The sequence below is a fragment of the Pseudomonas sp. C11 genome (assembly GCF_034683865.1).
In the GTDB taxonomy this organism is placed as follows: Bacteria; Pseudomonadota; Gammaproteobacteria; order Pseudomonadales; family Pseudomonadaceae; genus Aquipseudomonas.
The window spans coordinates 396,113-410,414 of record NZ_JAWIIP010000002.1 but is presented as its reverse complement, the minus strand read 5'-3'; the positions used below and the strand labels follow the sequence as shown (position 1 = coordinate 410,414).

Genomic DNA, 14,302 nt, shown 5'->3' with positions numbered 1-14,302 from the left:
CATTACGCCTCTCGCAGCATCCATGCTGCTCGCCCCTCTACGCAACGATTGCGCTCACCCTCCTGAAGGGGCCAGTCGCGCGCCTGAGACTACGGGTTTGATTCGAGGACCACTGCGGTTTGCTATTGCTCTTGCCAGAGCACTCCCAGCTCCACCTGAGTTACTTCAGGTTCAGGCGCGCGCAGAGCCCGTCCAGGAGGGCGAACGGAATCGTCGTGGAAGAGGTCGAGCGACATGGACGTCGCGAGAGCCGCGATGGGCCAGGGATGGCCCTTCGCGGCGGGCCTCTGGAACGGCGATGGAGTGAGCGAACCCTGGCGCAGCGAGGGCCGGATGAACGGGCGGAAGGGTTTGGTTACTTTGCCCGCAAAGTAACTTGCCCGGGAGGGCAAAACCAAAAACATCAACAAAAACGCGGCAATTCGGAACAGACACCAAAAAACACAAATTTGCTAGTCCGGTATCAAGCCAGCATTCCCCGCAACATGTTCATGACGTCAGCCAGCCGGTAGCCATGGATGGGCAGCTCGCCTGGCTATGGCTATGATCAGAACCATGAATTCACCGCTCCCCCTGCGAAACTCCTGCCCACCAGGCGCCTGCGACTGCCAGCGCGACGAGCTGTTGCAGGTCCCGGGCGCCGACACGCGCGTGTTGCTGCTGACGCGCAGCGAAGAGCAGCGCCTGCTCGAGCGCCTCGAGAACCTGCAAAGCCTGGAAGACCTCGAACGCATGCAACAGCGCATGTTCGAGAACCTCGGCATTCGCCTGCATATCGAGCCGAGCCATGGTGAGGTTCGCAGCATGCGCGGCATTCACATGCGCTTCGACGCGCATCCTGGTTTGTGCCGCAAGACCCGGCAGAGCATTCCTGCCGCCATCCGCCGAGCCATGGAAAAGAACCCAGAAATCGCCTGGCGCCTGCTGGATTCCTTCGATCTGTTCGGTGGTTTGTAACTGATCTTCACCAGGGCAGTGGCTGTCCATCGTAGGCGTGGAAGCTGCCGCTGTGCTCGGGGCCGAGGCTGTCGATCACCTGCAGCATTTGCGCGGCGGCCAGGTCTGCCGGTCGCGCGGCTGTGGCGCCGCGAAAGGGTTGCGACAGCGGGGAGATCACCGTGCCGGGGTGCAGGCTGAGCAGCCGCGCCTTGGGCTTGCTGCGCGCCAGTTCGATGGCGGCGGTCTTGATCAGCATGTTCAGCGCGGCCTTGGACGCGCGGTAGGCGTACCAGCCGCCCAGGCGGTTGTCGCCGATGCTGCCGACCTTGGCCGAGAGCATGGCCATGGCGCCCTGTTTATCGAGCAGCGGCAGGAAGTGACGCAGCACCAGCGCCGGACCCAGGGCATTGACCTGAAACACCGCCTGCAAGGCATCGGCCTCAATGGCGTTGAGGCTTTTCTCCGGGGCGATGCCAGGGCGATGCAGCAGCCCTGCGGTGTGCAAAATAAGCTGGAAAGGCCCTTCGTCAGCAAGCGCTTCAGCGGCAGTGGCAATACTCTGCGGGTCTTCCAGATCGAGTGCCGGCGTACTGCTGCGGCTCAGTTCACGTACGCTGGCGCAGTTGTCATCGGCGCGCAGCAATTGGCAGAAGGCCTGGCCAAGGGTGCCGCTGGCGCCGATCACCAGTGCCTTATAGCCGTTGCCCAGGCTGGTCAGGTTCATGGCTGGGCTGCGCCGCGACGGAAGAACAGCGTCACCTGGCCGAGTTCGATGCCAAATTTGCTCATCACCGAGCGGTTGACCATGGTGTCGTCGTCCATCAGGTACATCCAGTCATCGAAATGGACGACGTAGGTGCTGTCATCCACCGGCAGGTTGAGGTAGTAGCGCCAGTGCAGGGCATTGCCGGCGACTTCGCCGATGGCCTCACCGACCACATCGCCGGCAGTACCGATCCAGCGGCCCGTGCCGTCGGGCGTCAGCGTCCAGACCCGGCGCTGGCGGGTGCCGTCACTGTAGAGGAAGCGCTCATCGAGGATCAGCTTGTCGCCCTCGCGGCGGCTCTCGATGTTTACATGGAAGCGTTTGATCACCTCACCGGAACGATCCTGGAACATACCCCAGGCCTGTACAGGGCCGGAGAAGAAGGTCGGCAGATCCAGAGCCGGTTTCTCGTTGGCGTAGCGCTCGACCGGCACCTGGCCACAACTGATCAGCAGCAGGCTGGCGAGCACCATCAACAGGGCTTTCATGGAATACCTCATGGGTTGAGCCCGAGCAGCGCTGCGCGCAGTTTCGGACTGCGGGTCTGCGGATCGAGCCAGATGGAAAAGAAGGCACGGGCGAAAGCCGGGTCGTCGACCTCATGCTGCAGCTTGCCGTCGACATAGAATTGGCAACCCTTGCCGGGCAGGTACACGCCGGTGATGCGCGTGCCGTCACTTACATCGACGAAGGCCTTGCTCATCTGCCGGGCCCATTGCACCTCGCGTTCGCCTTGCAGGGCGTTGACGTCGATGCGGCGTATCTCGTCGAGGCTGGTCTCGACCAGGGTTTCGCGGCGGATACTGCGGCGATAGGTCAGCTCCAGTGCGAAAGGCTCCGCGAAATCCACCTGCGGTGATGGGCTCCATAGCTTGGCGTTGTAGACCGAGAAGCCGAACCAGCTGAAATCACCACTGCCCACCAGATTGGCTTGCGGCAACTGCTCACGCCAGCCCTGGCTGTTGGCCTGCACCGGCAGAACCAGTACCAGGCTGAGCAGGCAGGCTGAACACAGGCGCAATGCAGGCGTCGCCATGTTCCTTCCCTCCGATGCGGGGTGGTCGTGACCGCTGCGGGTCACGACCACAGAATAAAAAAATCCGACAACCAAAAAGGGGGAGTGGTGGGTTGTCGGATTGCGCAGCTTGTCGAGGCTGCCCGGCGTCAGGCAGCAAACTCCTCTTCAGTGAAGGCCATCAGGCTGGCTTTGCCAGCCTTGATTTCGTTGAGCAGGGCTTCGGTCTCGGGCAGCACCCGAGCCACGAAGAAGTCGGCCGACTTGATCTTGGCCGAATAAAAATGGGTTTCCGCGCTGCCGGCATCCAGTTGCCGTTGGGCAACCTGAGCCTGCTGCGACCACAGCCAGGCCAGGCTGCTCAGGGCGAACAGACGCAGGTAGGGCGTGGCAGCGGCGGCTGCCTGTTCCGGATCCTTACTGCCTTCGCTGGCCAGCCACAGGGTGGCCTGTTGCAGTTGCCGCAGCGTCTGGGTAACGGCCGCCACGTGCGGCGCTTCGGGGTTGGCCTTGAGCCAGCCATCGACCAGGGCGAAGAAGGCCCGTACCGCGCGACCGCCGCCGAGGGCGAGCTTGCGGCCGACCAGATCCAGCGCCTGGATGCCGTTGGTGCCTTCGTAGATGCGGGTGATGCGGCTGTCACGCACCAGTTGTTCGATGCCCCAGTCCTCGGTGAAGCCGGAACCACCCAGCACCTGCAGGCCTTCGTTGGCGCAGGTGAAGCCCTCATCGGTGAGGAAGGCCTTGACCACCGGCGTGAGCAGTTGCACCAGGTCGTCGGCACGGCTGCGCGCTTCGGCGTCCTCAGCGCCATGGGCGATGTCCTGTTGCAGACCGGTGAAATAGGCCAGGGCGCGGCAGCCTTCGATCATCACTTTCTGTCGCAGCAGCATGCGCCGCACGTCCGGATGCACCAGGATCGGGTCGGCCGGCTTGTCGGCGGCTTTCGGCCCGGAGATGGAGCGGCTCTGCAGGCGTTCGCGGGCGAAGCCGAGGCTGATCTGGTAGGCGCTTTCGGCTACGCCCAAACCCTGCATGCCGACCATCAGGCGCGCCGAGTTCATCATGGTGAACATGCAGCTCAGGCCCTTGTTCGGCTCGCCGATCAGCCAGCCCTTGGCGCCTTCGAAGTTCATCACGGAGGTGGCCGAGCCCTTGATGCCCATCTTGTGTTCCAGGCCGCCGCAGAAGGCCGGATTGCGGCTGCCGTCCTCGAGGAACTTGGGTACCAGAAACAGGGAGATGCCTTTCACGCTGTCCGGCGCATCCGGCAGTTTGGCCAGCACCAGATGGACGATGTTGTCGACCAGATCGTGCTCACCGCCGGTAATCCAGATCTTGGTACCGCTGATGGCGTAGCTGCCGTCGGCCTGAGGCACGGCGCGGGTGCGAATCAGGCCGAGGTCGGTACCGCACTGCGGTTCGGTGAGGCACATGGTGCCTGTCCACTCACCGTTGATCAGGCGCGGCAGGTACTGCGCCTGCTGTTCAGGCGTGCCGTGGCTGGTCAGGGCGTTGATGGCGCCATGGGTCAGCCCCGGATACATGCCCAGCGACAGGTTGGCTGAGCAGGTCATCTCCTCGACCAGCATGTTGAGCACGTGGGGCAGGCCCTGACCGCCGAATTGCGGGGTGCAGGCCAGAGCAGTCCAGCCACCTTCGGCAAACTGTTTGTAAGCCGCCTTGAAACCTTCCGGGGTGCGTACCGAGTGAGTCTGCGGATCGTACTGGCAGCCTTGCTTGTCGCCCGGGCCATTGAGCGGCGCCAGGACATTCTCGGCCAGCTTGGCCGCTTCTTCGAGGATCGCACCACCCAGGTCAGCGCTGAGCTCCTGATGCTCGGGCAGAGCCTGGAGGGTCGTGTAGGCATCGAGCACTTCCTCGAAAACGAAGCGCATGTCACGAAGCGGGGCGCGGTATGACGGCATGGCGATTCACTCAAAGCTGTACAAGGATTTTTTGTGTACAGCTTTTGTATAGCTATGCGCGTCGTTTTGCAACCCCCTCGGCGTGTTATTGCCGATAAAACAGGTTCGCCCAACTGATATCCGCTAGCCGAGGCTGAAGTTTTACAGTGCAGGTTGTACGGCTTGTACAGCTTTTGCAGGGGCAGATAGCAAAGCGCCCGACGTTGCCGGGCGCGGTTTGCGAGGCGGGTCTACCAGGGCAGGGCTTGGCCCTGGTAGTCGAGAAAGGCGCACTGACCACGCCCTAGCTGGGCAATGATCACGTCGCGCAGGCCGCTGGCGCTCTGCTCCACGCTCAACGGCGCGGCATCGCCACCCATGTCGGTGCGTACCCAGCCGGGATGCAGGGCCAGCAGGCTCCAGGGCAGTTGCGGCATCTGCGCCTGCCAACTGCGTAACAGGCTGTTCAGCGCGGCCTTGCTGGCGCCGTACAGCGGCATCTCGGCGGCGCGCGCCAGTTCCAGGCTGGCCATCTGCGAACTCATGAAGGCGATCACGCCGCCGTCGACCACCTGCTCGGCCAGTTGCTGGGCCAGGCGGATGGGGGCGATGGCATTGCTCACGAACAACTGAGCGATGTCGTCGGCCTCGGCCTGGCGTGGATCCTGATGCACCGGGCCGTAGACACCAGCATTGAACAGGGCGCAGTCCAGGCGTTTGCCTGCCAGGGCGGTGCCGAGGGTGCAGGAGGCGTCAAGTCGGTCGAGGTCGCAGACGATCACCTGCAGTGCTTCGGGATACTGCGTGTTCAGTGCCTCCAGCGGGCTGGCCGGGCGCAGCTCGCGCACCACGGCGTGCACCTGCCAACCAGCATCGAGAAAGGCACGCACCAGACCGAGGCCCAGCCCACGCGAGGCGCCGCAAATCAGGATCTGGCGTTTCATGGCCACTGCATTTCTCCTTTGAGCACCTTGGCGCTCAGTTCCAGGCTGCTGTCATCCTGCAGGTTAGGGTAACGTGCCTTCATCGCCGCGATCAGCGCCTGGCTGTCCTTGGCCTTGGGCAGTTCCTGCTCCAGGGCCAGCAGGTAGTCGCGGGTGAAATGCAGATCGGCCAGGTTCATCGCCGGTTCACCGAGATAGTGACCGGGGATCAGCGTGGTCGGTTGCAGGGCTTCGAGTTCGTCCAGCGACTTCAGCCAGTCCTGCCGTGCCTCGACGCTCTGCGCGTCGGCGACCCACAGGTGGATATTGGCGCTGGTCAGCACGCCGCCGACCACGGCCTTGATGCTGGGAATCCACAGGCTGGTGTGCTGCGGATCATGGCCGACCACTTCGATGCGCTGGCCTTCCAGCTCCAGCAGGTTGCCCTGCAGCGCCTGCGGCACCAGGGTGCGGGCCGGCGCGCTGTCTTTCAGGATCGGCCCCCAGTAGGCCAGCTTCGGCGCGCGGGTTTTCTCGATGTAGGCGACGGTGGCCGGGGTGGCCAGCACCTTGGCTTCGGGGTAGGCGCGGGTCAGCACGTCGAGGCCGAAGTAATAGTCCGGGTCGCCATGGCTGATGAAGATGGTGGTCAGGCGCTTACCACTGGCCCGGATACGTTCGACCAGCGCCTGGGCTTCTGTATTGGAAAACTGCGCATCGACCAGAATGGCATCCTTCGTGCCAGTGATCAGCGTCGAGCTGACCGGGAAGACGGCGTTTTCACGCGGGTTGTAGGTCTCCATGGTGAGCGGCTGGGCGAGGGCGCTGCCGGCGGCGGCGAGCAGGCCGATGCCGGCGATGAGGCGGGTGGCGAGGGACATGACGATCTCCAGGCAGGTGAGGGTGGCTGCATCCTATGCGCTACCCGGCGAGCGAAAAGCCCCGTAAGCTGGCCATCTTCATTGCATGAATCGAGCGAATCATGGATCGACTGACGGCAGCGCGGGTATTCGTCGAGGTGGTGGAGCGGGGCAGTCAGACCGCTGCTGCCGATGCGCTGGACATGTCGCGGGCGATGGTGTCGCGTTACCTGGCCGAGCTCGAAGGCTGGGCCGGCGTGCGCCTGCTGCACCGCAGCACGCGCAAGCTGAGCCTGACCGTGGCCGGCGAGCAGATGCTGCCGCAGTGCCGCGAGATGCTGGCGCTGGCCGAGCGCATGCAGGCGCTGGGTCAGAGCGCGGACGATACGCCACGCGGCACCTTGCGCATGACCTGCAGCCAGTCCTTCGCTCAGGCCTGGCTGGTGCATGCATTGCAGGCCTTCACCGAGCGTTATCCGCAGGTCAGCGTCGATCTCCTGGTCGGCAGCGAAGCGGTCAATCTGGTGGAGGCGCGCATCGATCTGGCGCTGCGCATCACCAACCAGCTCGATCCCAATCTGATCGCCCGACGCCTGGCCGTATGCCGCTCGGTGGTCTGCGCCAGCCCGGCCTACCTGGCGCGGCACGGCACGCCGCAGCGGCCCGAGGATCTGGCCCGGCACAATTGCCTGGCCTACGCCTATTTCGGCCGCAGCCTGTGGGAGTTCGAGCATCAGGGCGAGATGAGCGCCGTTTCGGTAGCCGGCAGCCTCAGTGCCAACGAGTCGATGGTATTGCTGGAGGCGACCCTGGCTGGCAGCGGCATCAGCCTGCAGCCGCTGTACTCCGTGGACAGACTGCTGCGCGAGGGACGCCTGGTACGCCTGCTGACGGATTACCGTCCGCCGGAACTGGGCATCCACGCTCTCTACGGCACGCGGCGGCAGATGCTGCCGGCGATGCGCCTGTTGCTGGATTTCATCGCCGAACGCCTGGCCAGCGAGGCACACTGGCAACCCTGAAACACCAGCCATACTTGCATTCGGCCAGCGACCTTCGAGAATGAAGGTGATGGCATATCGGATATCACCTCCATGCTCGCCAGTTTCCTCAAACGTATTCGCCAGCTCTGGAATGCCCCGGATCTCGCGCTGATCGGTCAGCGCCGGGAGCGGCGCATGCGCCTGTTGGCCAGCCTGGTGATGCCACTGGTAGGGCTGAGCTGGGGTCTGTTCTTCGCTGTCCGGGGTTATTGGCCCATCGTGGTCATGGATGTGGCGCTCATTGCCAGTGGCGTGACCGTTTTCATCCTGACCCTGAAGAACCGGGTACGCGGCGCCAACCTGGTGATGTTCGCCGCGCTGATTCTGGTCATCGTCGGCTCGACCCTGTTTCTCGATCCGCAGACGGCAGCCGCGCCACGCGCGACCCACCTGTACCTGCTGCCAGTGGCGGTTGCCGCGCTGATGGCCTTCCGCGATGAAGCCCTGTGGCTGCGCTACGGCATGTGCCTGTTCTGCTTCGTGCTGTTTCTGGCGCTGGGCGCCTCTAACTGGTCGCCGACCCTGGCCTACGCCTTGCCCGACGAGGTGCGTGCGTTCGGCTCCTGGCTACAGGGCGCGGCGGCCATGGCCATGCTGTTCATGCTCCTGCACATCCTGCAGACCGACACTGCCGAGCGTTCCGGGCTGGATCGCGACCTGCAGGCCGCTCTGCGTGAACAACAGTTCGTGCTCTATTACCAGCCGCAGCTGGACGACCACAATCGGGTACTCGGCGCCGAGCTGCTGATCCGTTGGCAGCACCCGCAACGGGGGCTGCTCGGCCCGGGCGAGTTCATCGATCATGCGGAAAAGACCGGCCTGATCATTGCCATCGGCCAGTGGGTACTGGAGCAGACCGCCGCACGCCTGCGCCAATGGCAGGACGATCCGCTCTACCAGGATCTCAGCCTGGCGGTGAACATCAGCCAGAAGCAGGCCGGCCAGGCCAGTTTCGTCGCCGAGATCCTCGACCTGATCCAGCGCCATGCTATCGACGCACGGCGCCTGGAACTGGAACTGACCGAAACCCTGATCGTGCAGGACATGGAGGATCTCACCAGCAAGATGGCGGCGTTGGTCGAGCGTGGCGTGCGTTTCTCCCTGGATGATTTCGGTACCGGGTTTTCTTCCCTCAGCCACCTCAAGCGCTTGCCGCTGAGCAAGCTGAAGATTGATCGCTCGTTCATCTGCGACGTACCCACCGATGCCAACAGCGAAACCATCGTGCGTACCGTGATCGCCCTCGGCCAGAGCATGGGCATGACGGTGATCGCCGAGGGGGTGGAAACCGAGGCGCAGCTGCATTTCCTCAACGATAACGGCTGCCACCAGTTCCAGGGTTATCTGCTGGGCAGGCCGATGCCCTTCGAAGACTTCTGTCACTTCGTTCAGCGCCATAACGGCTGAACCGTCCATCCTCCATTTGCGCTTCGACTGAACTCGCAGCGGCCTGCCAGGGTCTGTCTGCTGTTGGCTTGTCAGGGCGGGATTTAATGGCCATTTGCTGTCATTTTGCAGCTTTCGGTGGCGATCCTGTATTCAACCTGTTGGCCTTCCTCTGTCACGCCCGTCAGTCGGGCTTCGTACCATTGCCAGTCGAAGATTTCCTATGCGCTTATCCCGCCCGCTTTCCGTTCGCCATACTCCGACACCGTCCCGCTTGCTGGGCGCCTGCCTGCTTGGCAGCCTGCTCTGTGCTGCACCCTTGCACGCCGAAGAAGCCGCCAGCGATCAGCGCTGGGTCAGCGACAGCCTCAACACCTACGTACGCAGTGGCCCGACCGATGGCTATCGCATCGTTGGTACCCTGGTCTCCGGGCAAAAAGTGACGCTGCTACGTTCCCAGGGCGATTACAGCCAGGTGCGCAGCGAGAACGGCGATGCTGTCTGGATTCCCACCCGCGACCTGCAATCGGTGCCGGGTCAGGCCGAGCGCCTGCCGCAACTGGAGCAGAAGGTCGCCGACCTGACGGCCGAGCTCAAGGGCATCGACGATGCCTGGAAGGCGCGCGTGCAGGGCATGCAGGAAACCCTGGATTCACGCAAGCAACTGATCGACGAGTTGCAGGCCGCTCGTGGTGCGCTGGATGCCGAGCTGACCACCACCCGTTCGCAACTGCGTGATGCCCAGGCGCAACTGGGTAACGAGCAGCAGCAGGTGCTGATGCGCTACATGGCCTATGGCGGCAGTATCGCCGGTGCTGGCCTGCTGCTCGGGCTGATCTTGCCGACCATGCTGCGCGTGCGCCGCAAGCGTAACGACCAGTGGGTCTGACGCCTCAGGCGCTGGCTGTGAGATGACGGGCGATGCCTTTCTTCAGCGGCAGCAGGCCCTGTGCCACGCGCAATCCGGCGCCGCGTAGCAGGCGCGCGGGTAGGCGGTCGTTGGTGTACAGCTCCACCAGCAGGTTGGTGGCCTGGTACAGCGGCCAGGTGGCCAGGCGCAGTTGACGCTCGTAGCGCGCCAGGGCGGAGCTTGCCGCGATGTCCTGGCCCTTGGCATGAGCCGCCAGCAGGGCGTCGCTCAGTAGCTGCACGCCGATCAGGCCGAAGTTGAAGCCATGCGCGGTGACCGGGTGCATGCCCACGGCGGCATCGCCGAGCAGGGCGCAGCGGTTGCCGACCATGCGCCGCGCATAGGCGCCTACCAGCGGGTAGGCATGGCGAGCGCTGACCAGTTGCATGGCGCCCAGGCGGCGGTCGAAGCGCTGCTCCATCTCGCGGGCGAAGCTGGCTTCGTCCAGCTTCTGCAGGCGCTCGATCTCGCGTGGCGGCAGGGTCAGCACGGTGGACGACTGCCGGCCATTCAGGGGCAGCAGGGCGAGGGTCTGGCCGTAGCCGAACCACTCCCAGGCCACCTGCTGGTGATCCTGCTCGTGCTGCATGCGGCACACCAGCATGGTCTTGCCGAAGTCCTTGAGCTGCGCACCGATGCCGAGCTGACGGCGGGTTTCGGAGAAGCGGCTGTCGGCAGCCACCAGCAGGCGCGGTTGCAGCACCTGGCCGTCGTGCAGCAGCAGTTTCACCTTGCTCTCTCCGTGCTCGATGGTACGCACGCTGCTTTCGCACAGCAGTTGCACATCGGCGCAGTCGCTCACGGCCTGATAGGCGGCGCGGCGGATCGCCTGGTTGGCCACCAGATGGCCGAGGCGCTCGGCCCCAGCCTGTTCGGCGCGGATCTTCAGGGCGAACAGTGACGGACCGTTGAACACCTGGGCATCGCGCAATACGGCGACCTCTTCAGCGGGCAGGCGCGCCCACAGCCCGAGGCGTTCGAGCAGCGCCTGCGAGCCATGGGTGAGGGCGATCTCACGGCCGTCGAAAGCCGGCTCCGCCACGGCTTGTTCGGCCTGGCGCTCCAGCACGAGAATGGACAGGCCGTGCCCGGACAGGGCGCGCGCCAGGCACAGGCCCGCTGGGCCGGCGCCGACGATGACGATATCGGGGGACATGCTGCAGCTCTCCGTGCGGGTTGGTGGGGCGGGCGAAGCCCGCCACGAGGCTGGCGGGTTGCACCCGCCCTACGTGAACTCGGAAGGGCGAGTCTAGGCCGGCAGGTAGTGCCTGATATTGTCCGGGATCATGGTTAGGAATCGCGGCTAAAGCCGCTCCTACCTACAGGCGCAGATGATTTGCGGGAGGGGCTTTAGCCGCGACAGGAAATGGAGCGCTTGTTCCGGGCTATAACAACCCGGCCACCAGGCGCCCCAGCACTTCCATGGCCTGTTCGCTGCGTGGGTTCCATGGGTGGCCGTAGTTCAGCCGCGCGCAGTGGCGAAAGCCCTGGCTGGCGGAGAAGATCGGCCCTGGCGCCAGGCTTATGCCCTGGGCCAGTGCCAGGCGCAGCAGTTGCAGCGAGTCCAGGCGCTCGGGGAACTCGAACCAGAGGAAGTAGCCGCCGGCTGGCCGTGTGACCCGCGTACTGGCGGGAAAGTGCCGGGCAGCCGAGGCGAGCATGGCGCTCTGCTGCATTTCCAGGGCATGGCGCAGCTTGCGCAGATGGCGGTCGTAGCCGCCGTGCTGCAGGTAGTCGGCCAATGCGGCCTGGGCCGGCACCGAAGGGGAGATGGTGGTCATCAGCTTGAGCCGGGCGATCTGCTCGGCATAGCGCCCGCCGGCCACCCAGCCGATGCGATAACCCGGCGCCAGACTCTTGGAGAACGAGCTGCAATGCATCACCAGGCCGTCGCGGTCGAAGCTCTTCACCGGCTTGGGCGGGTGGCTGCCGAAGTACAGCTCGGCATAGACGTCGTCCTCGATCAGCGGCACCTGATGCTCGACCAGCAGCTCGTACAGCGCCTGCTTCTTCTCCTCGCTCATGCTCGCGCCCAACGGGTTCTGCAGGCTGCTCATAAACCAGCAGGCCTTGATCGGCAGTTGCTTGAGACTTTCCGCCAGGGCCTTCAGGTCGATGCCCTCGCGCGGGTGCACGGGAATTTCCACCGCCTTGAGCTGTAGGCGTTCCAGCACCTGCAGGCAGGCGTAGAAGGTCGGCGACTCGATGGCCACCAGGTCGCCCGGCTGGGTGACGCACTGTAGGCAGAGGTTGAGCGCCTCCATGGCGCCGTTGCTGATCACCAGTTCCTCCATCGGCAGCATCACGCCGCTGACCATGTAGCGCAGGGCGATCTGCCGACGCAGGTCGGCGTTGCCAGCGGTCATGTCAGCGATGATCTCGTGCGGCGAGAGCCTGCGCAGGGCGTGCGCCATGCTCTTGGCCAGGCGCGGCAGGGGGAACAGATCGGGGCTGGGGAAGGCCGAGCCGAAGGGCACGGTGTGTGGGTCTTTCAGCGAGGCGAGCACGGAGAACACCAGCTCGCTGACGTCGACCTCGGTGGTGTGGGCTGCGTGGGCGCTAAGCTCCGGTTCGTGCAGCGGGCGCTTGGCGTGCTCGCGAACGAAGTAGCCGGAACGTGCGCGCGCCTGGATCAGACCACGGTCTTCCAGCAGGTAATAGGCCTGGAACACGGTGGACGGGCTGACGCCGTAGGTACGGCTGGCATGACGCACCGACGGCACTTTTTCACCGGGGCCGAGCACGCCGGTGCGGATCAGCTCGGCGATCTCGTCGGCGAATTTCTCGTAGCGTTTCATCCTGTCCTGGTTCACCGCCGCAAAGGGTATGGGCGAACACTTTACGGGGTGAGCGGCAGACATGGCAGTGCCTCGTGAATCGTTCAGGAGGGGGATGGCGGATGTAGCCCGGATGCAATCCGGGGAACGGGCACAGAGCCCCCGGATTGCATCCGGGCTAAAGGCCTCAACGCAGCGGTGCGAGGAAGGTGCTTTGGGTGCTGACGCGGCTGTCCGGGTTGGCCTGATCGTTCACCTCGAATTCCACCGTGCGTGTGCTGGCGCCGTTACTGGAGGTGGTCAGGGCGACGTTGACCGGCAAATCGCGGATCTCGCCCGGTGCCAGGTTCAGCGTGCGCGGGCCGTGCAGCTCGAAGTCACCGGGCTCTACCAGGGCGATGGCATAGCTGCGCGGCTGCTGGGTCTTGTTGATGATCTTCAGGCTGTAGATGTTCTCGATCTGACCCAGGGCGTTCTCGCGGAACAGACCACGGTCGCGGGTCACGTCGAGGGAAATCAGCGGGCGCTCGGCCAGCGCCCAGACGAAGGCGCCGATCATCACCGCCAGCATCGCCGCGTAGCCGATCAGGCGTGGGCGCAACCAGTGGGTCTTGCCGCCGGCCAGCTCGTTCTCCGAGCTGTAGCGCACCAGGCCGCGGGCATAGCCGAGCTTATCCATGATGCTGTCGCAGGCATCGACGCAGGCGCCGCAACCGATGCACTCCAGTTGCAGGCCGTCGCGGATGTCGATGCCGGTTGGGCAGACCTGCACGCACATCGTGCAGTCGATGCAATCGCCCAGGCCCTCGGCCTTGTAGTCGGCGTCCTTGCGCCGTGGGCCACGGTTCTCGCCACGGGCTGCGTCGTAGGAGATGACCAGCGTATCGCTGTCGAACATCACGCTCTGGAAGCGCGAATAGGGGCACATGTCGCGGCACACCTTCTCGCGCAGCCAACCGGCGTTGATATAGGTAGCGGCGGTGAAGAACAGCACCCAGAACGCCGTGGTGGCGCCGACTTCAAGGGTCGCCAGATCGAGCGTCAGTTGGCGCACCGGGGTGAAGTAGCCGACGAAGGCCAGTGCGGTGAGCAGGCTCACCGCCAGCCACAGGCCATGCTTGGCGCCGCGCCGGGCCAGTTTCTGCAGCGACCAGGGCGCGGCGTCGAGCTTGATGCGCTGGCCACGGTCACCCTCGGTGATCTGCTCGACACGCATGAACACCCAGGTCCACACGCTCTGCGGGCAGGCATAGCCACACCAGACGCGGCCAGCCAGCACGGTGATGAAGAACAGGCCGAAGGCGGCGATGATCAGGATCGCCGAGAGCAGGATGAAATCCTGTGGCCAGAAGGTCGCGCCGAAGATGTGGAACTGGCGGTTCTCCAGATCCCAGAGCACGGCCTGGCGGCCATTCCAGTCGAGCCAGGCGGTGCCGAAGAACAACAAAAACAGCAGGCCGGCGCCGAGCAGGCGCAGGTTGCGAAAGCGCCCGGTGAAGCTGCGCGTATGGATCGGGCCGCCGGCCTGGGCCGGTGTCAGGCGGATGGGTTTGCTCGGGTCGAGGGTCTCGACGCTGCGCACGGGGATCAGATCGGTCATGGCGTTGCCCTCATCAGGCGTTTATTCAGGCTGGCTGCATGATCCGAGTGGGGCTGTTTGCAAAACAGACTCAGGTTTTCGATAAAAAAGCAGATCAGATGGCTGAGACGAGCGCAGGGGGTGGTGTCAGACGGCTCGCCAAGCCGCGCCCTGTCTGGCGCCTGTAGCTTTGCTAG

Annotated in this window: 13 protein-coding genes; 4 read left to right on the top strand and 9 right to left on the bottom strand. The window is 64.4% G+C overall.

The window, feature by feature from the left end; genetic code table 11:
* Positions 1-555: 555 nt before the first annotated feature.
* Positions 556-957: a hypothetical protein gene (locus VC352_RS04950; RefSeq protein ID WP_322978471.1), complete on the top strand. Its 402-nt coding sequence runs from the start codon at positions 556-558 to the stop codon at positions 955-957.
* Between the two features lie 7 nt (positions 958-964).
* On the opposite strand, the gene VC352_RS04945 is transcribed toward VC352_RS04950, so the two are convergent.
* The 6 genes from VC352_RS04945 to VC352_RS04920 all read right to left on the bottom strand — a co-directional run bounded on the left by VC352_RS04945 (position 965) and on the right by VC352_RS04920 (position 6,431).
* Positions 965-1,663, bottom strand: coding sequence for an SDR family NAD(P)-dependent oxidoreductase (locus tag VC352_RS04945; protein ID WP_322978470.1), 699 nt, complete (start codon positions 1,661-1,663; stop codon positions 965-967).
* Positions 1,660-2,193 (bottom strand): DUF3833 domain-containing protein, encoded by a 534-nt coding sequence (locus tag VC352_RS04940; protein ID WP_322978469.1) that lies wholly within the window; start codon positions 2,191-2,193, stop codon positions 1,660-1,662. Before VC352_RS04940 ends, VC352_RS04945 begins: the two co-directional genes overlap by 4 nt.
* A gap of 8 nt (positions 2,194-2,201) precedes the next feature.
* A complete protein-coding gene (locus VC352_RS04935; protein WP_322978468.1) occupies positions 2,202-2,741 on the bottom strand; it encodes a chalcone isomerase family protein in 540 nt (179 codons plus the stop codon).
* A gap of 128 nt (positions 2,742-2,869) precedes the next feature.
* A complete protein-coding gene (locus VC352_RS04930) occupies positions 2,870-4,648 on the bottom strand; it encodes an acyl-CoA dehydrogenase C-terminal domain-containing protein (RefSeq protein WP_322978467.1) in 1,779 nt (592 codons plus the stop codon).
* 230 nt (positions 4,649-4,878) lie between these two features.
* Complete coding sequence (locus VC352_RS04925; protein ID WP_322978466.1) at positions 4,879-5,571, bottom strand: SDR family oxidoreductase; 693 nt, start codon at positions 5,569-5,571, stop codon at positions 4,879-4,881.
* Positions 5,568-6,431, bottom strand: coding sequence for an MBL fold metallo-hydrolase (locus VC352_RS04920; protein ID WP_322978465.1), 864 nt, complete (start codon positions 6,429-6,431; stop codon positions 5,568-5,570). Before VC352_RS04920 ends, VC352_RS04925 begins: the two co-directional genes overlap by 4 nt.
* Before the next feature lie 101 nt (positions 6,432-6,532).
* On the opposite strand from VC352_RS04920, the gene VC352_RS04915 reads away from it, so the two are divergent.
* The 3 genes from VC352_RS04915 (at position 6,533) to VC352_RS04905 (ending at position 9,728) form a co-directional block, all read left to right on the top strand.
* Positions 6,533-7,432: a LysR family transcriptional regulator gene (locus VC352_RS04915; RefSeq protein ID WP_322978464.1), complete on the top strand. Its 900-nt coding sequence runs from the start codon at positions 6,533-6,535 to the stop codon at positions 7,430-7,432.
* A gap of 72 nt (positions 7,433-7,504) precedes the next feature.
* Positions 7,505-8,860: an EAL domain-containing protein gene (locus VC352_RS04910; RefSeq protein ID WP_322978463.1), complete on the top strand. Its 1,356-nt coding sequence runs from the start codon at positions 7,505-7,507 to the stop codon at positions 8,858-8,860.
* A 202-nt stretch (positions 8,861-9,062) separates the two neighbouring features.
* Positions 9,063-9,728 carry a TIGR04211 family SH3 domain-containing protein gene (locus tag VC352_RS04905; protein WP_322978462.1) on the top strand — a complete coding sequence of 222 codons (666 nt, stop codon included), beginning with the start codon at positions 9,063-9,065 and terminating at the stop codon, positions 9,726-9,728.
* Between the two features lie 4 nt (positions 9,729-9,732).
* Here the strand turns inward: VC352_RS04905 and ubiM are convergent, their stop codons facing one another.
* From ubiM to ccoG, 3 genes are all read right to left on the bottom strand, one after another.
* A complete protein-coding gene (gene ubiM, locus VC352_RS04900; protein ID WP_322978461.1) occupies positions 9,733-10,905 on the bottom strand; it encodes a 5-demethoxyubiquinol-8 5-hydroxylase UbiM in 1,173 nt (390 codons plus the stop codon).
* A 229-nt stretch (positions 10,906-11,134) separates the two neighbouring features.
* Positions 11,135-12,547, bottom strand: a complete 1,413-nt coding sequence (mapR, locus tag VC352_RS04895) for a GntR family transcriptional regulator MpaR (protein WP_322978460.1) — start codon at positions 12,545-12,547, stop codon at positions 11,135-11,137.
* 166 nt (positions 12,548-12,713) lie between these two features.
* Positions 12,714-14,126 (bottom strand): cytochrome c oxidase accessory protein CcoG, encoded by a 1,413-nt coding sequence (ccoG, locus tag VC352_RS04890; protein ID WP_322978459.1) that lies wholly within the window; start codon positions 14,124-14,126, stop codon positions 12,714-12,716.
* Positions 14,127-14,302 lie beyond the last annotated feature (176 nt).